Raw genomic sequence first — 21,734 nt, forward strand, 5'->3', positions numbered from 1 at the left:
CACTCTTCTCCAACCTCGATCTATTGATCCTCGAACGCAGAACGCACGGCCTCCACAACACGTTCCGCCATGCCCTCATCTTCAAGCTGCGGATACCCTTTCTTCAATTTGCCAGACACCATCCAGCCATTCTCCTTGATGGAACGAATGATCCGATTCGCATCCTGGTCCGGCATTTCCAATACCTCTTTCAACTGCTCCTGAGCTCGCTGAAAGATCATCAATACTCTGGCTTCATCCGCCATTTCCGTTCGAATGGTGTGCTCGACGACGCGCGCGGTGTACAGGACGTGTTCGGTCAGATCGGGATATCGCCAAGCAAAGCATGCGTCCTCGTATTCATCGAAGATGAAATTGCTGAGAGTACCGTCCTCGTAGGTCACGAGTTCACCGAATCGGTAGGCCGTCGCGTAACGTCGCATGAACGGTCGCGAGAACACTTCGAGCGTTCGATCGTAGCCGGCCCTGAAGTCGATCGAACTGGTGATCGTGGCTGACACCGGCAGGATCACGCCGTCGGGCACTGCCTTATCCCGAATCAAAGTGTCGTTGATCAGAAAGCGATGAATTCGGCCATTGCCGTCGCGCATGGGATGGATATAAACGAAGCCAAATGCCAACACAGCGGCACGTGCCAGTGACTCCGCGCCACGGGTTGCAACCTCGAACTCGTTGAGTCCTGCCAATAGCTGCGCAAGATCCGCGGAATGGGGGGCAATGTAATGCACGATGTCTTCGCGCATCGTGGCCTGACCCACAAATACAGGGGAGCGCCGCAAGCCCAGTCCGATGGCATCACGCCCCAGGATGCCGACTTGCAGAGACTGCAGGCTGGCGTTGCTCAACGGGTTTTCAATATGACCGCAGTGCTGAGCAATGACATGCGCAAACCGCTGGATACGATCGGCCTGGTCGGCTTCCTTTTCGATGAGAAAGCTTGCGCGCGATTCCTTGAATGTCAGCCAACTCGCCGTACGCATCAGGATGTCGGGGCCAAAGGCCTGATCCAACTCAGCTAATGCCGCGCGCAGATCGAACTGCAAAGCGTCTTGCACTGACGCCGTTCGACGAACCAGGGGGCAGAACTCAGGCGTACCCGGCAGGTTGTTGTTGATTCGCCAGCGCCGCGTTCGCAGTGGCTCGCGACGAGTCAGGTATTTTTGGGGTGAAAGTGCATCGACATAGGCGCCATTGGTCACGTCTGGCACATCCAGACGTTCCCCTGTCAGCCATTCGTAAAGGAACCCGGTGCGCCGGGCGTACTGGCCGAAAGGCTCTCGTCGACACCAGTCTTCGATAGGCTGCGGTCCTATCGCCGCAAACAGGCGAGCAAAGAACTCAAGATGAATCTCTTCGTACTTGAGACCGAATTCGAAATGCCCCGCGAAATCGTCTGCGGGCCGGTAACTTTGCGGATACCGATTCTTCACATTACCGTCACTTTCGCGGCTGACACGTGCAGAGCCAATCGTGGACTCGACACGTAGAGGCTGTGCAAGTGCGATGGCGTAGCGATCGGCGAGGGCCTTGAAACCGACTGGCATTGACGAATTCCTTAACAGGGCAATGAAAATGCTAACAAAACGCTCATGTGGCGTGAAAACGTTAATTTCCTACGATGCGAAAATACTAATCCGATGTGAATTTTGATACTGAAAACGTGATTTACAAGAAAAACGTTAACGTATCTCAGCTTAGCCGTAAGTGCCCTGAGGGCAAAAGGCAATTCCACCAAATCCCAGACACAAAAAAACCGGTCATCAAGACCGGTTTTTTCTTTACCTGCATCCCCCGTCAAAACCAACGTGAGACCAAAATTCGATTGGAGCGGGTGAAGGGAATCGAACCCTCGTTATCAGCTTGGGAAGCTGGAGTAATGCCATTATACGACACCCGCTCAGAACGGCTGACTTTGTACCAGATGTGCGCGTGGAAATGAAGTTTTTCTTTGTGCGGGATGGCTTTAGCGCGGGTGAAACAAGACATCAGACCGCGTGGCGGTCGTTCGCGGGCAAGCTTCGCTCCTGCAGGATTGCGTTAGGCTGCGAAGCTTGCTCGCGATGACGCTGTTTCAGTTTGCCAATGCATGGTGGTCCTGGACGTAGTGGTAACGCGGTCGGTTTGCCTGTTGCTCAGGTTTCAGGAAACCCAGCAGGGCATTGCGGCTGTCTCGGCAGGCGGCTTTGTGTTCCATGTCGAGAAAGTGGCCGGTCGCATCCAGCGTCTTGAAGGTGGCGTGTTGCACGTGGTCGGCGAATAACCGGGCGCCATCGGCGGCGGTGTATTCGTCCCATTCGCCGTTCATGAACAGCACCGGTACGTTGATTTTCTCTGCCGCTTTGAAGAAGCATTGGCGGTCGCTGTGCAGCAGGTCGCTGATGTGGAAGTGCATCTGCCCGTATTCATGATCGGCCAGGCTGCTGACGTGGCGGAAGTTGAAGCGCTTGAACAGGGTCGGCAGGTGTTTGCCGATGGTGCTGTTCACCAGGTTGCCGACCCGGTCGCCGTCGCGGCTGCCGAGGTAGTCGACGCCGCGCTCGAGGTAGTCGAGCATGTGCGCGTTGATCTCCGGAGAGAACGAGCTGATCACGGCTTTTTCGATCCGTCGCGGTTGTTGGGCGAGGGCGACCAGGGTCGCGGCGCCACCCCAGGAAAACGACAGCACGTGTTCGGCGGCGAAGTGGTCAATCAGCTCCAGGAGGATCTGCCCTTCGACTTCCTTGGTCAGCAATTTCTCATGCAGGTTGTGGGCTTTTGACTTGCCCGCGTAGGGCTGGTCGTAGCAGACCACGTTGAACTGCGGGTGGAGGTTTTTCACGGTTTGTGCAAACGACGCAGTCGTGGCCATCGAGCCGTTGACCAAGATAATGGTCTTCTCTGCGGCGTCTGCGCGATAGAACTCCGTGTAGACCCGATACTGACCCTGTATATCCAGCACAGCGATTTCTGGCCTCATGTCATAAGACTCCTGGCAAGCGGGTATGCGCGCAAATGAGATTGCACGAGCTTTGTGACAGGTAGGCATATGCCTGGAATTTTGGAGGCCCATGTCGATCCATTGCAGTCCGGTCGACGGGTATTGTTATTGGCGGGCAGTCTGCCGGTCTGAGGCGGAACCTTAAGGTTCTCTAACCGACAAAAAGTTTCTTGGAAGAACGTTGTGACTCGTCAGTCACATTTCGGCTGACGAACCTGATTCAAGCAGGGGAGTCGGCATCGCGCAAGTGCCATTCGTAAATAGTTCTGCAACTTCTGCTGAGCGGTAGGCTGCTTAGATCAATCCGATCTCTTCATCACTCAGTGGGCGGTATTCGCCCGGTTTCAGCGCGTTGTCGAGTGTCAACGGGCCCATGCGTTCTCGGTGCAGGCGCAGTACTTTGTTGTCGAAGTGGCCGAACATCCGCTTCACCTGGTGATAACGGCCTTCGACGATGCTCAGTCGCGCCGATTTCGGTCCGAGCAGCGCCAGCTCAGAAGGCTGGGTGGTGAGGTCTTCGAAGGCGAAGTACAGGCCTTCGGTGAATTTCAACGCGTATTCCGGGCCGATCTCTTGCTCGGTCTCGACGTAGTAGATCTTGGGCAGTTTGGTCTGCGGTTGGGTCAGGCGTCGCGACCAGCTGCCGTCGTTGGTGATCAGCATCAGACCGGTGGTGTTGAAATCGAGGCGACCGGCGATGTGCAGGTCTTCCTTGTCCGGCTCGTGGATCAGATCGAGCACCGTCGAATGCTCTGGATCACGGGTGGCGCTGACGCATCCGGGCGGTTTGTGCAGCATGAAGTAGCGCGCGGGTTTGCCGACTTGCAGGACTTCCTCATCGACCTCGACGCGGCTGAACTCCAGCACCTCAGCGTGAGGGTCACTGACGATTTTTCCGTCAACCCGCACGCGCTTTTCCACCAGCAACAGACGAACCTGCTTACGGTTGAAGCGAGGCAGGTTGCTGAGGAAACGGTCAACGCGCATGAAGTGAGATCGACAGGAAAAGGGCCGCGCATCTTACGTGATCGGCCATAAGGATGCTTACAACTGCGCCTCAACCTGTGCGCAACGCGGGCACAGGCAGGATTTGTCACGCAGCTCGGCGGGCAGCGCTTCGAGTACCGACGGGTCGATGCTGACGCCGTAGCACCAGCATGGCCGATCGGCGGTTCGCGGATCGGCCAGGGTGCAGTCGTTGGAGGCGCCGCAGGCCGGGCAGAATTCAGGTTTGTTCATGTAGGACTATGCATAACTGGTGTGAGGCTTTTCCGCGCAGGTACGGTTACGACCGGATTGCTTGGCCCGATACATTGCATGATCGGCCCGGGAGAGCAGGGTGTGCAAGGTGTCATCCGGCTGCAGCGTCGTGAGGCCAATGCTGACTGTCAGATGCAAGGCGTGATCGTTGTAGGCATAGCGCTGTTGCTCGACATGCCGGCGAATTTTCTCGGCGATCATCAGAGCGGTCTCACCGTCCGTGTCCTTGAGTAGCACGATGAACTCCTCACCGCCCCAGCGGCAGACGATGTCAGAGTGACGCAGGCAACTCTCAAGATCCCGTGCGAAGCCGATTAGCACCTGATCGCCGGCGAGGTGACCGTAGGTGTCGTTCAAGGCCTTGAAGTGGTCCAGATCCAGCAGCAACGCGGTCAGCGGTTTCGGCTCGCGCTGAGCCTCGTGCATGGCTTGCGCGGCCAGCAGGTCGAAGCCGCGACGGTTAGGCAGCTCGGTCAGGCTGTCGAGCGTCGCTTGCGCCTGGATCTTGCCCTGAAAGCGCTTGATCACCCGGTGGAGCAGGGCCAGCACGATCAGCGTCACGACCAGGCAGATCAACAGGTTGAGGTACAGCGACTGACGGATTTCACTCAGGGCGCCGTCTTCGCGTTTGTCGACGAACAGGTACCAGTTCAACTCCGGAATGAACCGCACGTTGAGGAAATGTCCCTGGCCCTGGACGGAATATTCGTAGCTGCCGCTGTGGGGCTTGGGCAGTTGGCTGAAGAGGTTCTTCATGCTGTCGAGTTCGCCGAGGGTTTGCCCGACGCGCGAACCTTGCGGGCCGCCGTCGGCCCCAGTGAGCACCAGCCGGCCGAAGTTGTCGACGAAGTACACGCTGCGCTGATAGCGCTGCTGGTACTTGTCGATCAGCTTGACCACCGCATCGACTGTCAGACCAACGCCCGCCGCGCCGATGAAACGGTTGTTGTAGTCGTAGACCTTGTAGTTGATGAAGAAGGTCAGGTTGTCTTTGTTGGCAAGGTCCGGGTCGACGTTGATCTCGTAGGGATCGGCCATGTCACGCACGCGGAAATACCAGGCGTCGCGCGGTTCAGTGACCTTGACCTGCTTGAGCACGCCTTTGGCGTGGTAGTAGGTGTGCGTACCGTTGGAGACGAAAAACGCAGTGTAGGCACCGTAGTGGGTCATGACCTCGTTGAGGTAGCGGGTCATCTGGTCGGTGTCGTGCTCGCCGTTTACCACCCAGTCGCGCATGAAGGTATCGCGGGCCATCATCGAGGAAATCAGGATCGGTCTGACGAGGTCTTTCTGGATTTCCGAATAGACCGTGTCCGATGTCAGCGGTAGCTCGGTGTTGACGATGTTGTCGCGGATTGAGGCGCGCGAGGCGTAGTAGCTGAGGAATGAAGTGGCAAGGAAACCCGCGCCCAGCAGCGCGATCAGCGTGAGAACCAGCGAACGTTGCGAATACAGCGGCGAGCGTAGCGGCATGACGATTCCGTTGGCAGTGACCCGATGGGAAGCATTCTAGTGGGACTGCGGGGAAATAACTGCCGGATTTGTGGGGTGAATCGGCTGGGATCAGGTTCGGTGGCGTCTGGGCGGACGCCTTCGCGGGCAAGCCCGCTCCCACAAGGACCGCGCAAAACCTGTGGGAGCGGGCTTGCTCGCGAATCGAGAGATCAACTCTGATCTGTCAGATAAGCACGCCATCCACCCAGATGACTGATATCCACCGCACCCTCCAACCCATAAGCCTCACAAATAAACCCGCTCTCCCAACGCCCATCTGCCAGTTGCACCTTGCCCAACCCCAACGGCGCAGGAATCCCGGTCAGAAACGACCCCAGCTCACTGCTCGGCAACTCCCAGACCTCCACCGCAATCGCCACGCCGCCATCCTTCACCCGCACCATCCCCGGACGAAATGGCGGGCCGCCGGCCAACGCATACAGCTGATAATCCGGCGAACTGAACGTCGTTTCGACCAATGTGGCGCCGCGCCGCTTCAATTGCCAGTTTAGCGCCAGCCCATCCAGATGCGCGCCGCACACCACCAGTCGTGCGCGGTCATTGCGAGCGACTGTCGAAGGTGCAGGCGCATCCGAACGACGCTGAAACGCATCCGCCACACTCAACAAATACTGATCGGTAAACGCCCGACCAAACAACGTCACGCCCCACGGCAAACCATTGCCCATGAAAGCACTTGGCACGGCCACGGCGGCGTAGTCGAGCAGGTTCATGAAGTTGGTGTAGTAGCCCAGCTCCGAATTGCGCAGAACCGGCTCAGCCGCAAGTTCCGCCAAAGTGACAGGACGGCCGATGGTCGGCGTGACCACGCAATCGAGTCCTTCCAGTGCCTTGTCGCAAAGCGCTTTCAAGGCTTGCAGCCGATACTGGGCGCGGAAAGTTTGCACGCCGCTCACTGCTGGCGCCTTGGCCAATACCGCACGAATCACCGGCAATACAGCTTCAGGATTTTGCTCCATCAACTCGCCAGCGACGCTGTAGCGCTCCGCCACCCACGGGCCTTCATAAAGCAAGCGCGCCGCTTCAAGGAAGGGTGACAAATCCAGTTCCACCGCTTCACCGCCCAGCGCCTTGAGCCGATCGATGGCATCGGCGAACAACAGCGGGCCTTCAGGGCAACCGAAGAACTCCAGGTCCTGCGCACGCGGCACGCCGAAGCGGAAAGGGCGCGGCGCACCAAACGCCGAGCCGTCATTCCACAGGGGGTTGCTGCGGCTGTACTCATCCCGTGGATCGAGGTGCGCCGTGAGCGCCAACAACTGACTGGCTTCCCGAGCGGTCGCGGTAAAGGTCGTGACGCAATCGAGCGTGCGACAGGCCGGCACCACGCCCGCCGTGGAGATCAGCCCTTTGGTGGCTTTCACCCCGACCAGATTGTTCAACCCCGCCGGCACTCGCCCGGATCCCGCCGTGTCCGTGCCCAACGAAAAACTCGCCACGCCCAGCGCCACCGCCAGCGAAGAACCGGCGCTGGAACCCCCCGACGGATACTCCGGCAACACGCTGTTCGGGCACGCGCCATACGGCGAGCGACTGCCGTTGAGCCCGGTGGCGAACTGGTCGAGATTGGTCTTGCCCAGCGGAATCGCCCCCAGCGCCAGCAACTGCTCGACGATGGTCGCCGAATGTTGCGGCACATAGGCAAACGCCGGGCACGCCGCTGTTGTCGGAATGCCCGCGAGATCAATGTTGTCCTTGATCGCAAACGGCACGCCGTACAGCGGAAGGCTTTCGATGTCGCGATCGTCGAGGGCGGCGAAGTACGGTTCCAGTTCTTCAATGCTGAGCAAATGAATGAACAGGTGATAGTCCGGGTTCAGCGCGGCGGCTCTGTCGCGCAGGCTCAACAACAGTTGTCGAGGTGTGGTGCTGCCTTCGCGGTAAGCGCTGCGCAGGGCGTCGAGTTGCAGATTGATGGTCATGGCGTTAATCCTTTTCAAATGGGGTTCAGTCGAGTTCCAGCACCACGACGCGCTGTCCGGCGCGCACCGCCGAACCCGGTTGCACGCGAATCTCGCGGACGATTCCGGCCATCGGTGCGAGCAGCGGGATTTCCATCTTCATCGACTCCAGAATCACCAGCACATCGCCGGCGGCAACGCGGCTGCCGATCTGCACCTGAACCTGCCAGAGGTTGCCGGCGATGTGGCTGTCGACGCTCATTTCGCCAATGGCCAAAGGTGCCTCTTCGGTCGTTTCCGGGGCGGCTTCTTCACTGTCGAAATGTGCCTGGCCGCTGGCGATCCAGCGCTCGCGCTCGGCGTTGAACGCGCCTTGCTGCTGCTCGCGAAACGCGGCGATGGTCTCGGCTTCTTTCGCCAGGAACGCCTGGTAATCCGCGAGGTTCAACTGGCTGTGTTCGATGTTCAAATCGAAGCGCCCGAGCGGGAAATCCCGGCGGATGCGCAACAGTTCATCGGCGCTCACCGGGTAGAAACGGATCTGGTCGAAGAAGCGCAGCAACCACGGTTTGCCATCGAACGCGGCGACTTCGCGGTAGCGGTTCCACATCTGCAACGTGCGGCCGACGAACTGATAACCGCCGGGGCCTTCCATGCCGTACACGCACATGTAGGCGCCGCCGATGCCCACCGAATTTTCGGCGGTCCAGGTGCGGGCCGGGTTGTATTTGGTGGTCACCAGTCGATGGCGCGGATCGAGCGGGGTGGCGACCGGTGCACCGAGGTAAACGTCGCCCAGACCCATTACCAGGTAACTGGCGTCGAACACCGTGCGCTGCACTTCATCGAGGTTCGGCAAGTCGTTGATGCGGCGGATGAACTCCAGATTGCTCGGGCACCACGGTGCGTCCTTGCGCACGGTGGTCATGTATTTTTCGATCGCCAACTGGCAGGCCGGGTCGTCCCAGGACAGCGGCAGATGGACGATCCGCGAGGGCACTTGCAGGTCTTTGGCGGCGCACACAGCGTCCCATTCGCCGGCGACGATGCCGAGCAGATCGGTGAGTGGCAGTTGCTCGGGTTGGTAGTGCACTTGCAGTGAGCGGATGCCCGGTGTCAGGTCGATTACGCCGTGCAGGTGTTTGCTTTCCAGCGCTTGCATGAGGGCGTGGGCCCGGAAGCGCAGGACAAGGTCGAGTTCCGGGGCACCGATTTCCAGTAGCAGGTGCGTATCCCCCGACAATCTCGCAACCAACCGCGTATTGTCCTGACCAATATCCAAAACAACAGGCGACACAACTTCCTGTGGGAGCGGGCTTGCTCGCGAATGCGATTTGTCAGACACATCAATGTCGACTGACACGGCCCCTTCGCGAGCAAGCCCGCTCCCACAGGGGGTATTCCATTTTAAGGCGAGGTTGCGGGCGGTCTGGAGATCGACTGGGCTGAACTGTACTTTGTCCCCGGCCTTCAACTGTCCGAGTTGCCAAAGATCCGCCTCAATCACCGTCACAGGGCACACAAACCCGCCGAGGCTTGGGCCATCCGGTCCGAGGATCACCGGCATGTCCCCAGTGAAATCCACCGCCCCAATGGCATACGGATTGTCGTGAATATTCGACGGATGCAGCCCAGCCTCGCCGCCATCAGCCCGCACCCATTCCGGCTTCGGCCCGATCAATCGCACGCCGGTGCGGCTGGAGTTGAAATGCACTTCCCACTGGGTCGCGAAGAACGTGCCGATGTAGTTTTCGGTGAAGTATTCCGGCGCGCCATGCGGGCCGTAGATCACCCGAATCTGCCGCACGGCAGGCAACTCAACGATTTCAGGCAGTTGCTCGCCGACGCTGTGGTCGCTCAACACCGGCACATGCAACACGTCCCCGGCCCGCAACGCACGACCGCCATGCCCGCCAAACTGGCCCAGCGTGAAGGTACTTTTGCTGCCGAGATAATCCGGCACTTGCAGGCCGCCACGCAGGCACAGATAGCTGCGAGCGCCTGCACCGGCAATCGTCCCGAGGCTCAGCGTGGCACCGGCTGGAATCAGCAGCGCCGTGTTCATTGCCACGGTTTCACCGTTCAACGTCAGCGGAATCACTGCCCCGGTCACCGCCACCACCGCATCGCAATTGAAGCGCAGCAACGGCCCGCTCATGGTGATTTCCAGCGCGGCGGCGCCTTCGTCGTTACCCAGCAACAAGTTGCCCAATCGCAACGCGCGACTGTCCATCGGCCCCGACGGCGGCACGCCTACCGCCCAATATCCGAGACGCCCCGGATAGTCCTGAACGCTAGTCTGCGTCCCGGCGCTGAGCACTTCAAAGGTGTTGGCCTGGTAGACCAGGTTTTCCAGGCAACGGGTCCACGGCTGACCGCTGGCGAACGGTGTATCGAGCAAAATCTGCCGCAGGTAATCGCGGTTGGTTTCCACGCCATACAGCAGGCTGTCGCCCAAGGCCTGATGCAGATCGGCGCGGGCTTCTTCGCGGGTCGGCGCCCAACTGATGACCTTGGCGATCATCGGATCGAAGTACGGCGGAATCTCGCAACCGGCCTCGACCCACGTGTCGATGCGCAGCTGTTTGCCATCGGCGGCAGGAAAACTCACGGCTGTCAGCAGGCCTGGGCTCGGCTGAAAATCACGACCCGGATCTTCGGCATACAGCCGCGCCTGAATCGCGTGACCGTCGGCTTTCAAACCTTGGCTCAACTCGCTCAACGGCGGTAAATCACCGGCCGCGAGCTCGACCATCCAGCGCACCAGATCCACGCCCCACACCTGTTCGGTGACGCCGTGCTCCACCTGCAACCGGGTGTTCACTTCCAGAAAGTAGAAGCGCTGGTCTGCGCTGTCGAAGACGAATTCCACAGTACCGGCGCTGCGGTAGTTCACCGCTTTCGCCAGTTTGATCGCCGCCGCACAAAGCTCATCGGCCATGCCCTCGGGAAGGTTTGGCGCCGGAGTTTCTTCGAGGACTTTCTGGTTGCGGCGTTGTACCGAACAGTCGCGCACACCGAGGGCGATCACGTCACCGCGACCGTCGCCGAACACCTGAACTTCGAGATGTCGGGCACGCTGGATGTACTTCTCGATGAACACCCCGGCGTCGCTGAAATTGTTCTGGCCAAGGCGTTTGACCGCTTCGAAGGATTCGCTCAATTCGGCAGCGCTGCGGCACACGCGCATGCCGATGCCGCCACCGCCGGCGGTGCTTTTGAGCATCACCGGATAACCGACCTGTTCGCCGGCAATCAGCGCCGCTTCGAGGCTGTCGAGCAATTCGGTGCCTTCGAGCATCGGCACGCCGTGTTGCTTGGCCAATGCACGCGCGGTGTGTTTGAGGCCGAACACGCGCAACTGCTCAGGCGTCGGGCCGATGAAAGCGATATCGGCTGCTTCGCAGGCTTCGGCAAATGCGGCGTTTTCCGAGAGGAAACCGTAGCCGGGATGGATCGCCGTGGCGCCGGTGGCTTTGGCGATGGCGAGGATTTTTTCGACCGCCAGATAAGTGCCCGCCGCCGCGCCTTCACCGAGGCTGTGGGCTTCGTTGGCTTGCAGAATGTGCAGGCTCGCGGCATCGGCTTCGGAGTACACGGCGACACCTTTGACCTGCAATTCACGCAAGGTGCGCAGGATGCGGCAGGCAATGGCGCCACGGTTGGCAATCAGGACTTTTTCGAACATGGCATAACCCCCGGAGGCGATAACGCATCAGCCTCGACCTGGGATGCGGGCCGTCCCGCAGTTTTTCGATAAGCGCAGGGGTCGTCCCCGACGGCAGAATCACTTCACTTCAAAACACCACCGAACCCCGGTGGGAGCGGGCTTGCTCGCGAAGGCGGTGTATCAGATACATTCATATCGACTGACACACCGCCTTCGCGAGCAAGCCCGCTCCCACAGGGGTGTTGTGGTGTTCTTACTTTTTGAGGCACTGGGCTGAGCGGGCCTGGCACAGGGCAAACAACCATTTGCGCAACCGCACTAATTTCAGTTCCATACCAGCAGCTCCGCAGGTGTCGGGTTGTAGGCATTGCACGGGTTGTTCAATTGCGGGCAGTTGGAAATCAGCACGATCACATCCATCTCCGCCCGCAGGTCCACGTACTTGCCCGGCGCCGAAATCCCGTCTTCAAACGTCAGCCCGCCGTCTGCCGTGACCGGTACGTTCATGAAGAAGTTGATGTTCGGTCCGATGTCGCCTTTGCCCAGTCGTCCGTCGTGGACGCAGGCCCGCAGGTAGTTGTCGCGGCAGCTGTGCATGTAGCGTTTTTCCAGCGCATAACGCACGGTGTTGCTCTCTTGCGCGCAGGCGCCGCCAAGGGTGTCGTGGCGTCCGCAAGTGTCGGCGACGATGGTCAGCATCGGTTTGCCAAGGTTGGAATACAGCACGCTGCCGGTGCTCAGGTAGACGCTGTTCTGCCGGCGCAAGGTGCGTTGTACGTCGTAGCGCTCTTTCGGATTGGCAACGCTGTAGAACAAGGTGTCGACCGCCTGATTGCCTTCCAGATCGAGGATGCGCAGGGTCTGGCCGGCCTTGACTTCCATCAGCCACGGTTCGCCGGCCGGGATGGTGGCGCGGTAGACCGCCGCCTCTGGTTGCTTGGGCGTGGTAGCGATTGCGAGTGACATGGCAGCGATCCTCAGGCGAACAGACGGTCGGTGTTGATGAAGCCGCGCTCGTTTTCCGGGCGCGAGGTGCGGCAATGTTCGGCGACGCTGGCGTCGGCGCTCATCCAGCTCAGCTTCAACGGCTTCGGTGCATATTCCGGCGCCGGGTCCATCGGATGTTGCAGCGCAGTGAGCACCACCAGCGTGTCCATCGGCGCGTACAACTCGATGTAGTCACCGGCCTTGGAGTTGCCTTCGACAAAGTGGAAACGTCCGGCTTCATCGACGTTCACGCGGCTGAACAGGTTGAGGGTCATCAGCAAGTCCGACAGACCCAACCCCCACTTGCCGAGTTCCACCAACAGGTTGTCGGTGCCGTTGCGGAAGAAGCCGTTGCGCAGTTCCTGGTAGCGACCCGCGCCATATTTTTCCGCGACTTCTTCAGCGCAGAGCACGCCGCCAAGGCTGTCGCTCCAGCCGCAGGTGTCGGCGGTGATCGCCGCCAGTACGCGGCCCATGTCCGAGTACAGGCAATGGCCGGTGGTGAGCTTGGCGGTGTGTTGGCATTTGAGGCTGTCGGGCAGGTTCAGGCGTTCGGTTTTTTCATTGGCGTTGAGCAGCGTCAGGCTGACGTTGGCGCCGCCACGCAGGTCGGTCAGGCGCAGCAGTTGGCCGCGCTTCAACACGAAGGAACGATGGCCGCCACCGGGGAGCATTTCTTCGGCGAAGGGCGGGAACAGTTGAGTCGAATCAGTCATTTTCAGATTCCTCTAAGCGATACGAAGCGTGCCTGCCAACGAAGCCGGCAAGGCATCAAGGGCGGCGCGAGTGGCGCGGCGGTCGCTGTTCAAAGGGATGTCGTAGGTGATGCGCGCGCCATAGGCGCCGGGGGCGTGCGGGTCGACGCGGACCTTGTCGAACACCAGCAAGCGGGTGCCGAGGCTGAAACCTTCGGACAGGTCGTGGGTGACCATGAACACCGTCAGTTGCGTCTCTCGCCACAGCTCCAGCAACAAGGCGTGCATGTCCTTGCGGATGCCCGGATCGAGCGCGCCGAACGGTTCGTCGAGCAGCAACACGCGGGGTTTCATGATCAGCGCCTGGGCGATGGCCAGCCGTTGCTGCATGCCGCCGGAGAGCTGCGCGGGGTACTTGTCCAGCGAGTGGCCGAGGCCGACCTTTTGCAGCAGCACCGAGGCCTGTTCTCGCGCGTCTTTTTTAGCGCGGCCGAACAGGCGCCCGAGCAGCGGCGAACGCGGCAGCTCGAGGCCGAGGGCGACGTTGTCCAGCACGGTCAGGTGCGGGAACACCGAGTAGCGCTGGAACACCACGCCCCGGCTCGCATCCGGTTCGCCGGCCAGCGTCTGGCCGTCCAACAGAATCTCGCCGCGACTGGCGCGCTCCTGACCGAGCAGCAGTCGAAGGAACGTGGATTTGCCACAACCCGATGCACCGACCAGGGTGCAGAACTCACCCTCGTTGACGTTCAGGTTCAGCCCTTCGAGCACCACCTGATCGGCGTATTGCTGCCAGACGTTTTTCACCGTGATGAAGCTCATGCGCGGGCTCCTTCATACCAGGGAAAGGCACGCTGAGTCAGGCGCTTGAGCCCCCAATCCATCAGCCAGGCGAGCAGGGTGATCCACACCACGTACGGCAGGATCACGTCCATCGCCAGATAACGGCGTACCAGGAAAATCCGGTAACCGAGGCCGTCCGTGGAGGCGATGGCTTCTGCGGCGATCAGGAACAACCACGCCGAACCGAGCATCAGTCGCAGCGAGATCAGCAGGCGCGGCAGCAATTGCGGGAGCACCACGCGCAGCATCAACGTCCAGGTTGATGCGCCGAGGGTCTGGGCCTTGATCAGCATTTCGACCGGAATTTCCCGGGCGCGCTGTTCCAGGTCCCGCGCCAGACACGGGGTGATGCCGATCACGATCAGCATCACTTTCGACAACTCCCCCAGCCCGAAGACGATGAACAGAATCGGCAGGATCGCCAGCGGCGGCACCATCGACACCACCGTCAGCAACGGCGACAACGGTGCGCCGAACAGCGGCAACGTCCCGGCGGCGATACCCAGGCACAGCCCGGCCAACGCGCTGATACCGAGGCCGATGGCCAAGCGGCGCAGACTGGACGCAGTGTCTTGCCACAGCACGTATTCACCGGTGCGTGTGTCGGCGGTGAACGCCAGACGTTTCACCGCGTCGGTCATTTGCACGGCGCTTGGCAGCAGCTTGTCGTTGGGGTTATCCGTCAGTCGCTCGGCCGAGCCCATGAAGTAGGCGAACAGCACCAGGGCGAACGGCAGGATCACCAACAGCAGGCGACTCGGGCGATCCGGGTGGCGATTGATCAGACGCATGGCCAGGTCCTCTTCTTACAGCTTGGCGTCGGCGGCCATCTGTACGTAGCTCGGGTCGAAGCGCAGTTTGAGGTTGGCCTTGTCGCCGCTGGTCACGCCGTTGGCGAACGCCATGCCGACCGCGCTGGTGTCCTTGGCGCCTTCACCGAGCAAGCCGTGCTCGAAGGAAAACTCGGCGACCTTGCGCATGGTGTCCGGCAGTTGCTTGCTGGTGGCGAAGGCCAGGGCTTCTTGCGGCGTGGCGAACAATTTGGTGGTGTCGAGTTGCGCCTGGAAGCCCGCGAGGTCGGTGCCGGAGGCTTTGGCCATGTGTTCGAGGGCCGTCTTGCTGGCGGCGTTTTTCGCGTTCATCAATTCGACCACTTCGAACCAGGCGCCGGTCAGCGCTTTGCCCAGGGCGGGGTTGTCTTTGAGGGTGGCGCTGTTGACCACCATCATGTCCATGATTTCGCCGGGGATCTGGCTGGAGTTGAAGACTTCGGTCACGCCGGGCTTGGCCTTGATGTCCGAGAGCATCGGGTTCCAGGTGGTGACGGCATTGACCTGATCGGTGTTGAAGGCGGCGGAGATATCGGCGTCGGAGGTGTTGACCACTTTCAGGTCTTTCTCGGTGAGGTCGACCGAATCGAGCGCGCGGGCCAGCAAGTAGTGGGAAACGGACAGCTCGACCAGATTGACGTCCATGCCCTTGAGGTCGCTGACTTTCTTGCCGTCGCCCTTGAGCACGATGCCGTCGTTGCCGTTGGAGAAATCACTGACGATCAGTGCGGTGCTGTCGACGCCACCGGCTGCCGGAATGGTCAGCGCGTCCATGTTGGTCATGGTGCAACCGTCGAACTGGCCGGCGGTGTATTGATTGATGGATTCGACGTAGTCGTTGAGCTGCACCACATCAATCTTGATGCCGTACTTCCTCGCCCACTTGTCGACGATGCCTTGGCTGCCAGCGTATTCCCATGGCATCCAACCGGCGTAAATGGTCCAGCAGACGCTGAAGTGGTCTTTCTGGGCGGCTTGGGACGAGACGCTCACGAAGGCTGCAAAAGCAGCGGCGAGCAGGGCGGGTAAACGAGGTCGGGACATGGTGGTTCTCCAGTTGATCAAGGGCGGGCAGGAGGCAACGCGGCACCGTAAGCGGTGGCTTGTCTCCCGGGCTTTTGTCCCGCCGTGTAACCTCAACTGGAGGTCGCCAACTCTCGGACCAGCCACTCGCCTTAGCGAGCCGGAACCCTAGTCAGCCATTGCAAATTGTGGTGCCGCGAACCTGTGATGACTCCTGCACGGGTTTGTTAAAGCGAGAGCCGTGCCAAGTCGGCCAGATGCCTCTGGCTCGGGGGATTGCGCGATCAGCGCCTTTGAAGGGGGAGAAAGTGCTGCCTTGTGATGGTGCGTTGGTGCACCGCGATGGACCGTATTGGCCGCTGATCTGAAGGTTATTGTGGCATTGCACTCGGTTACGGATTTTCAGTCAAAACAGGTGTCAGCCGCCCTGTATCGGCTGCGGGTCTTTCAGGAGGCCGCCATGTTTCGTCGACTGTTGCTGGGTGTCGTGCTCGGTGTCGGATTGTCCGGTTGCTATTACTACGCCGGCTCCTACGATGTGTATTCCACGCCTTATTACTACCCCGGCTATGCCCCTTATTCCTATTACTACGGCCCGCGCTTTTACGGCGGCTATCGCTACTACTATTGGGGCGGGCATTCGCCACGTTATTACGGCGGTGGATATCGCGGCGGCCACCACTAATCAGCAGGTGAATAGGTGAAAAACCTTTCATCGGCGAGATGTTTCAACTTGTTGCACAACCGCACCGGATGTCGAAAACGATGTCTGATCTTTCGACAGTCACCGAATAATTGACTGTCGCTCGCCAGCGTCGCTGGTGTGGCTCACTCGCGGTCCAGGAGGCCGCCATGCTCTGTCGAAAACAGCTCCGCCAAATTCTTCTGATTGCTGTAGTGGGATTGTCTGTTGGTGCGTGCGTGCCTTATGCCGATGGAGGAGGCGGCTACTACAGTTCCGAGGTGTACACGTCCCCTGCGCCGTATTACTCCGATGGTGGGGCGTACTACTCCAGTGGCGGTTACTACACATCGCCGCGCCGGTATTACTCACCGCCGGCCCGCTATTACCAGCCTACGCCGCGGTATTACCACCAGCCGCGGGTTTATCAATCGGCACCGCGCTATTACCAGTCGTCGCCACGAAACGATTACCGGGCTCATCAGAGTCGCGGCTGGGACGGCCATAGCCGTGGCGGTTGGGACGGTCGTAACCGTGGCAATTGGAACAACGACAATCGCGGCGGTCACGGCGGACGTGATAACCGGGGCAGTCGGGGCGGCCATGATGGGCGCGGCGATCACGATGGCCGAGGTAGCCACCGGTAACATGAGTTAAATGCAATACCTGTGGGAGCGGGCTTGCTCGCGAAGAGGGAGTGTCAGTCGACATTAATGCTGCCTGACACACCGCCTTCGCGAGCAAGCCCGCTCCCACATTTTGTCTAGCATTCCTAAAGGTCTGCCAAGGGATGCCGACCTTCCCAGACCTTTTGAAAATGCGCCTCCACCACAGCATCCGGCACATTGTTGATGTCCGGCCAATGCCAGCGCGGCTTCTGATCTTTGTCGATCAACCGCGCCCGCACGCCTTCGCTGAACTCCGGATGACGGCAGCAGTTGAGGCTCAAGGTGTATTCCATCTGAAAAACCTGCGCCAGCGACAGGTGTCGGGCGCGGATGATCTGCTCCCACACCAGATGAGCGGTCAGCGGCGAACCTTCACTCATTGTCCGCGCTGCACGGCTGAGTAGCAGGTCGGTGCTATCGCGCTGTTGGCTGATGGCCTTCCAGGCGCATTGCACGTCACTGACATCCAGCAGTTCATCGATCTGTTGTCGACGCGGCAGCCACTGGGCTTCGGGCATCTGCGCGAGCGCTTCCTGCTGCAAGGCCTTGAGCAGACTGTTCAGTTGCATTGGCGTCTGTTCCTGCCAATTCAATTGCAACAAGCCTTCGATCAGTTTTTCTTGCTGTTCATCGAGCAGGAAACGGTCGGCCAGGTCCAGATCGATCGCATCGCGACCGTTCATGTGCGCACCGGTCAGGCCGAGGAACAGACCGAGCTTGCCGGGCAGGCGCGACAGAAACCAACTGGCGCCGACATCCGGATACAAACCAATGCTGATTTCCGGCATCGACAATCGGCTGCTCGGCGTGACGATGCGGATGCTCGCGCCTTGCAGCAGGCCCATGCCACCCCCCAGCACATAACCGTGGCCCCAACAGATCAACGGTTTCGGGTAGGTGTGCAGACTGAAGTCCAGTCGGTATTCCGCCGCAAAGAAATGCGCGGCCAGCGGCGGTACTTCACCAGGATGCGCGCGACAGGCTTCCACCAGGCTGCGCACTTCACCGCCGGCGCAAAAGGCCTTGGCACCTTTGCCGCGTAATAAGACGCAGACGATTTGCGGCTCCTTGGCCCAAGCGTCCAATTGATCGCGCAAGGCGTTGATCATCGGCAAGGACAGGGCGTTCAGGGACTTTTCGGCATCCAGGCTGGCAACGGCGATGCGGGCGCCGTCGGTACCAGTGAGTTCTTCGAAGTGCAGATTCATCGTGACCTCGATCGGGAATTTGAGCGTTCAGTATGATCGCAATGCAGGAAAGTGCCGGTTCTGCGTCAGACCAATTGACAAGCGTGATGGGCTTTCCTAGGGTTCGCCCCATTGTTTTTGCCGGATGTAACCATGACTGCTGACGACCGTATCAAACTCGAACCGAGCTGGAAGGAGGCACTGCGTGCTGAGTTCGACCAGCCCTACATGGCGGAGTTGCGCAATTTCCTGCAACTGGAGCGCGCGGCGGGCAAGGAAATTTATCCACCAGGCCCGATGATTTTCAACGCGCTCAACTCGACGCCGCTGGACAAGGTGAAAGTGGTGATTCTCGGTCAGGACCCGTACCACGGCCCGGGCCAGGCCCATGGCTTGTGCTTCTCGGTGCAACCGGGCGTACCGGCGCCGCCGTCGCTGGTGAACATCTATAAAGAGTTGAAACGCGACCTGAACATCGAGATTCCCAATCACGGCTATCTGCAGAGCTGGGCTGATCAGGGCGTGTTGATGCTCAATACCACCATGACCGTCGAGCGCGCCAACGCCAATGCGCACAAGGACAAGGGCTGGCAGTTTTTTACCGACCGGATCATTGAAGTGGTCAGCCAACAGCAACCGCATCTGGTGTTCATGCTGTGGGGGGCGCATGCCCAGAGCAAGCAGAAACTAATCGATGCGACCAAGCATCTGGTGCTGACGTCAGTGCATCCGTCGCCGCTGTCCGCTTATCGCGGTTTTCTCGGGTGCGGGCACTTCAGCCGGACCAACAAGTTTCTGGAGCAGAATGGCGAGACGCCGATCGAGTGGCGGTTGCCGCCGGTTTGATGCGGTGGCAATGAGGGCCTCTTCGCGAGCAAGCCCGCTCCCACAAGGATCGCACGAAACCTGTGGGAGCGGGCTTGCTCGCGAAGAAGGCGACTCGGTCTATCAGACAGAATCCGGATGACGGTTCCAATACTTGAACAACGGCTCCGCCAGAAACAACACAAACAACAACCGCATCACCTGCATCGCCGTCACCAGCGGCACCGACAATTGCAGGGTCTCCGCCGTCAGGCTCATCTCCGCAATCCCGCCGGGCATCATGCCCAACGTCAGTGAACGCAAATCCAGATGCGTCAGCGCACTCAACCCGAGCGCTGCCGCCGTGGCGATCAACATGGTCAGCACCGTGCCAATCAAGGTCCGCCCCATAAACGAAGGCGCCCGCCGGAAAAACTGCCGGTTGAAGTGACAGCCCAATCCGCTGCCGATCAGCCATTGGCCAATCTGACTGCCGCCGTTTGGCAAGCCAATATGCAAATCCCAACCAATGCTCACCGCCGCACTCACCAGCAGCGGCCCGAACAGCCACGGGTTGGGTTGACGAAGACGTTCCCAAAGCCAGGCCGCCAACGCGCCCGCCGGGAATAGAAGGGCCAGCCACCACCCGTTGACGGCCGTCGGATGAGCGATCGGCGCACCGTCGCCCAACAAATACTTGAACGCCGCCGGCACACACAGCACCACCACCAGCACCCGCAGACTTTGCCCGGCCGCTACGCGACTGAGCACCGCGCCATTGCGTGCGCCGAGGTTGACCATCTCCCCGGAGCCGCCGGGCATGCTGGAAAAGAACGCGGTGGCACGATCCTCACCGGTGCGTCGCATCAACCAGACCCCGACTATGGCCGAGAGGCTGGTGACCAGCGCACCGAAGAAAATCAGACCGAAATGGCTCAACACCTGCTCCATCACCACCGGGGTGAAGTGCAGGCCAATGCCGATGCCGACAACCCACTGGCCGACCTTGCGGCCGCCAGGGATTTCCGCCAATTGCCAGGGTGTCAGGCAGCGCACCAGGATGATCGCCAGCAACGAGCCGACCATCCACGGCAGCGGCCAGCCGACCAGGCTGGCCAGGTAACCGCCCAGCGCGCCGACCAGCGGCGTACCCCACCAGGCGTTGAAGGGTGTTCGATCAGACATCGGCAATCGCGCGACGAGCGACCGAACGTTTGCGCCAGATCCGCAGGATCGGCACCAGCAGCATCACTGCGATCAACCCCCAGACACCCACGGTGATCCCGCTCGACCAGAGAATCTCCAGCGAACCGTTGGAGATCGACAGTGCCCGGCGCAGATTCTGTTCCATCAAACCTCCGAGAATGAAGCCGAGCAGAACCGGCGACAACGGGAAATCCAGCTTGCGCAGAATGTAGCCGAAGATACCGATGCCGATCATCAGGAACAGGTCGAAGGTGGTGGCATGCACCGCGAACACGCCGATGGCAGTAATGATCGCGATCATCGGCACCAGCGCCCAGTTCGGCACGGCGAGGATTTTGGTGAAGATGCGGATCATCGGAATGTTGAGGATCACCAGCATGATGTTGGCGATAAACAACGATGCGATCAGGCCCCAGACGATGTCCGGTTGCTGTTGAAACAGCAGTGGACCTGGCGTGATGTTGTACAGCGACAAAGCACCAATCATCACCGCCGTCGTGCCCGAACCGGGAACGCCCAGCGTCAACATCGGCACCAGCGCGCCGCAGGCCTCAGCACCGATGGCAGTTTCCGGAGCGGCCAGGCCACGCTTGTCGCCCTGTCCGAATTTTCCACTTGGGCCGGCGATACGTTTCTCGGTCATGTAGGCCACGGCGCTGGCGAGTGTTGCGCCGGCGCCCGGCAAAACGCCCATGATGAAACCCAGCACACCGCAACGCATGTTCACCCAGAACACCGAGGCGGCTTCCTTGAAGTTGAACATCATGCGACCGGTGGCTTTGAATGCTTCCTGACCACGGTGGGTTTTTTCCAGCAGCAACAGGATTTCGCTGATGGAGAACAGGCCCAGCACCAGCACCACGAACTGAATACCGTCGGTGAGGTGGATGTTGTCGCCGGTGAAGCGGTAGACACCGCTGTTGGCGTCGATGCCGACAGTTGACAGGAACAGGCCGATCAGCGCAGCGATAAAGGTCTTCAGCGGTCGGTCGCCGGCCATGCCGCCGAGACAGACAATCGCAAACACCATCAGGACGAAATATTCCGCCGGGCCGAAGGCAATCGCCCATTTCGCCAGAATGGGCGCGAACACCACCATCCCGCAGGTCGCAATAAAGGCGCCGATGAACGAACTCCACGCCGACAGTGACAGCGCAACGCCCGCCATGCCTTGACGGGCCATCGGGTAGCCGTCGAGGGTGGTCATGACGGTGGACGCTTCGCCCGGAATGTTCAGCAGAATCGAACTGATCCGGCCGCCGTACTCGCATCCCAGATAAACAGCGGCCAGCAGGATCAGTGCCGATTCCGGTGGTAATCCGAGGGCGAACGCGATCGGGATCAGCAACGCCACGCCGTTGATCGGCCCCAGCCCCGGCAACAGGCCGACGACGGTGCCGATCAGCGTGCCGCTGAGTGCAGTGATCAGGTTGTAAGGGGTCAACGCGACGCCGAAGCCATGACTCAAATAACCAAGCGTATCCAT

Annotated in this window: 18 protein-coding genes, 1 tRNA gene and 1 riboswitch; of the genes, 3 read left to right on the forward strand and 16 right to left on the reverse strand. The window is 60.2% G+C overall.

What is annotated here, in order from left to right:
- Positions 1–20 precede the first annotated feature (20 nt).
- From ACA073_RS06535 to ACA073_RS06595, 13 genes are all read right to left on the reverse strand, one after another.
- Positions 21–1,544: a Fic family protein gene (locus tag ACA073_RS06535; protein WP_497402485.1), complete on the reverse strand. Its 1,524-nt coding sequence runs from the start codon at positions 1,542–1,544 to the stop codon at positions 21–23.
- 279 nt (positions 1,545–1,823) lie between these two features.
- Positions 1,824–1,897 (reverse strand) — tRNA-Gly (locus ACA073_RS06540).
- Positions 1,898–2,071: 174 nt separating this feature from the next.
- Complete coding sequence (locus ACA073_RS06545; protein ID WP_497402487.1) at positions 2,072–2,956, reverse strand: alpha/beta fold hydrolase; 885 nt, start codon at positions 2,954–2,956, stop codon at positions 2,072–2,074.
- A 315-nt stretch (positions 2,957–3,271) separates the two neighbouring features.
- Positions 3,272–3,964 (reverse strand): pseudouridine synthase, encoded by a 693-nt coding sequence (locus tag ACA073_RS06550; protein ID WP_497402489.1) that lies wholly within the window; start codon positions 3,962–3,964, stop codon positions 3,272–3,274.
- A 57-nt stretch (positions 3,965–4,021) separates the two neighbouring features.
- The gene (locus ACA073_RS06555) at positions 4,022–4,216 is read right to left on the reverse strand and encodes a cysteine-rich CWC family protein (protein WP_497402491.1); all 195 of its coding nucleotides are present in this window, start codon (positions 4,214–4,216) and stop codon (positions 4,022–4,024) included.
- A gap of 6 nt (positions 4,217–4,222) precedes the next feature.
- Positions 4,223–5,710 (reverse strand): sensor domain-containing diguanylate cyclase, encoded by a 1,488-nt coding sequence (locus ACA073_RS06560; RefSeq protein WP_497402493.1) that lies wholly within the window; start codon positions 5,708–5,710, stop codon positions 4,223–4,225.
- A gap of 191 nt (positions 5,711–5,901) precedes the next feature.
- Positions 5,902–7,674, reverse strand: coding sequence for an allophanate hydrolase (gene atzF, locus ACA073_RS06565; protein WP_497402495.1), 1,773 nt, complete (start codon positions 7,672–7,674; stop codon positions 5,902–5,904).
- 25 nt (positions 7,675–7,699) lie between these two features.
- Positions 7,700–11,341 carry an urea carboxylase gene (uca, locus tag ACA073_RS06570; RefSeq protein WP_497402497.1) on the reverse strand — a complete coding sequence of 1,214 codons (3,642 nt, stop codon included), beginning with the start codon at positions 11,339–11,341 and terminating at the stop codon, positions 7,700–7,702.
- Between the two features lie 306 nt (positions 11,342–11,647).
- Positions 11,648–12,289, reverse strand: coding sequence for an urea amidolyase associated protein UAAP2 (locus ACA073_RS06575; protein ID WP_150636312.1), 642 nt, complete (start codon positions 12,287–12,289; stop codon positions 11,648–11,650).
- An 11-nt stretch (positions 12,290–12,300) separates the two neighbouring features.
- Complete coding sequence (locus ACA073_RS06580; RefSeq protein ID WP_497402499.1) at positions 12,301–13,026, reverse strand: urea amidolyase associated protein UAAP1; 726 nt, start codon at positions 13,024–13,026, stop codon at positions 12,301–12,303.
- A gap of 12 nt (positions 13,027–13,038) precedes the next feature.
- Positions 13,039–13,827: an ABC transporter ATP-binding protein gene (locus ACA073_RS06585; protein ID WP_497402501.1), complete on the reverse strand. Its 789-nt coding sequence runs from the start codon at positions 13,825–13,827 to the stop codon at positions 13,039–13,041.
- Positions 13,824–14,639, reverse strand: a complete 816-nt coding sequence (locus ACA073_RS06590; RefSeq protein ID WP_497402503.1) for an ABC transporter permease — start codon at positions 14,637–14,639, stop codon at positions 13,824–13,826. The genes ACA073_RS06585 and ACA073_RS06590 overlap by 4 nt, the downstream gene beginning before the upstream one ends.
- Positions 14,640–14,654: 15 nt before the next feature.
- A complete protein-coding gene (locus ACA073_RS06595; protein WP_497402505.1) occupies positions 14,655–15,722 on the reverse strand; it encodes a putative urea ABC transporter substrate-binding protein in 1,068 nt (355 codons plus the stop codon).
- A gap of 61 nt (positions 15,723–15,783) precedes the next feature.
- Positions 15,784–15,884, reverse strand: a riboswitch (guanidine-I (ykkC/yxkD leader).
- Between the two features lie 277 nt (positions 15,885–16,161).
- Here ACA073_RS06595 and ACA073_RS06600 point away from each other — a divergent pair.
- Both ACA073_RS06600 and ACA073_RS06605 read left to right on the forward strand, forming a co-directional pair.
- Entirely contained in the window at positions 16,162–16,386 is a 225-nt protein-coding gene (locus ACA073_RS06600; RefSeq protein WP_497402507.1) for a hypothetical protein, read from the forward strand.
- A 167-nt stretch (positions 16,387–16,553) separates the two neighbouring features.
- Complete coding sequence (locus tag ACA073_RS06605; RefSeq protein ID WP_497402509.1) at positions 16,554–17,030, forward strand: hypothetical protein; 477 nt, start codon at positions 16,554–16,556, stop codon at positions 17,028–17,030.
- A 125-nt stretch (positions 17,031–17,155) separates the two neighbouring features.
- Here the strand turns inward: ACA073_RS06605 and dspII are convergent, their stop codons facing one another.
- Positions 17,156–18,259, reverse strand: a complete 1,104-nt coding sequence (gene dspII / locus ACA073_RS06610; protein ID WP_497402511.1) for an enoyl-CoA hydratase/isomerase DspII — start codon at positions 18,257–18,259, stop codon at positions 17,156–17,158.
- Positions 18,260–18,391: 132 nt separating this feature from the next.
- Between dspII and ung the strand changes: the two genes are divergently transcribed.
- Positions 18,392–19,084, forward strand: a complete 693-nt coding sequence (gene ung, locus ACA073_RS06615; RefSeq protein ID WP_497402513.1) for a uracil-DNA glycosylase — start codon at positions 18,392–18,394, stop codon at positions 19,082–19,084.
- A 102-nt stretch (positions 19,085–19,186) separates the two neighbouring features.
- Here the strand turns inward: ung and ACA073_RS06620 are convergent, their stop codons facing one another.
- Entirely contained in the window at positions 19,187–20,227 is a 1,041-nt protein-coding gene (locus ACA073_RS06620; RefSeq protein WP_497402515.1) for an AbrB family transcriptional regulator, read from the reverse strand.
- The gene (locus ACA073_RS06625; protein ID WP_497402517.1) at positions 20,220–21,734 is read right to left on the reverse strand and encodes a tripartite tricarboxylate transporter permease; all 1,515 of its coding nucleotides are present in this window, start codon (positions 21,732–21,734) and stop codon (positions 20,220–20,222) included. The genes ACA073_RS06620 and ACA073_RS06625 overlap by 8 nt, the downstream gene beginning before the upstream one ends.

The organism is Pseudomonas sp. LBUM1670, from assembly GCF_059695695.1.

Coding starts and splice junctions, on each gene's coding strand:
- ACA073_RS06535 (WP_497402485.1), bottom strand. CDS start 1,544: ATGCCAGTCGGTTTCAAGGCCCTCGCCGATCGCTACGCCATCGCACTT.
- ACA073_RS06545 (WP_497402487.1), bottom strand. CDS start 2,956: ATGAGGCCAGAAATCGCTGTGCTGGATATACAGGGTCAGTATCGGGTC.
- ACA073_RS06550 (WP_497402489.1), bottom strand. CDS start 3,964: ATGCGCGTTGACCGTTTCCTCAGCAACCTGCCTCGCTTCAACCGTAAG.
- ACA073_RS06555 (WP_497402491.1), bottom strand. CDS start 4,216: ATGAACAAACCTGAATTCTGCCCGGCCTGCGGCGCCTCCAACGACTGC.
- ACA073_RS06560 (WP_497402493.1), bottom strand. CDS start 5,710: ATGCCGCTACGCTCGCCGCTGTATTCGCAACGTTCGCTGGTTCTCACG.
- atzF (WP_497402495.1), bottom strand. CDS start 7,674: ATGACCATCAATCTGCAACTCGACGCCCTGCGCAGCGCTTACCGCGAA.
- uca (WP_497402497.1), bottom strand. CDS start 11,341: ATGTTCGAAAAAGTCCTGATTGCCAACCGTGGCGCCATTGCCTGCCGC.
- ACA073_RS06575 (WP_150636312.1), bottom strand. CDS start 12,289: ATGTCACTCGCAATCGCTACCACGCCCAAGCAACCAGAGGCGGCGGTC.
- ACA073_RS06580 (WP_497402499.1), bottom strand. CDS start 13,026: ATGACTGATTCGACTCAACTGTTCCCGCCCTTCGCCGAAGAAATGCTC.
- ACA073_RS06585 (WP_497402501.1), bottom strand. CDS start 13,827: ATGAGCTTCATCACGGTGAAAAACGTCTGGCAGCAATACGCCGATCAG.
- ACA073_RS06590 (WP_497402503.1), bottom strand. CDS start 14,639: ATGCGTCTGATCAATCGCCACCCGGATCGCCCGAGTCGCCTGCTGTTG.
- ACA073_RS06595 (WP_497402505.1), bottom strand. CDS start 15,722: ATGTCCCGACCTCGTTTACCCGCCCTGCTCGCCGCTGCTTTTGCAGCC.
- ACA073_RS06600 (WP_497402507.1), top strand. CDS start 16,162: ATGTTTCGTCGACTGTTGCTGGGTGTCGTGCTCGGTGTCGGATTGTCC.
- ACA073_RS06605 (WP_497402509.1), top strand. CDS start 16,554: ATGCTCTGTCGAAAACAGCTCCGCCAAATTCTTCTGATTGCTGTAGTG.
- dspII (WP_497402511.1), bottom strand. CDS start 18,259: ATGAATCTGCACTTCGAAGAACTCACTGGTACCGACGGCGCCCGCATC.
- ung (WP_497402513.1), top strand. CDS start 18,392: ATGACTGCTGACGACCGTATCAAACTCGAACCGAGCTGGAAGGAGGCA.
- ACA073_RS06620 (WP_497402515.1), bottom strand. CDS start 20,227: ATGTCTGATCGAACACCCTTCAACGCCTGGTGGGGTACGCCGCTGGTC.
- ACA073_RS06625 (WP_497402517.1), bottom strand. CDS start 21,734: ATGGATACGCTTGGTTATTTGAGTCATGGCTTCGGCGTCGCGTTGACC.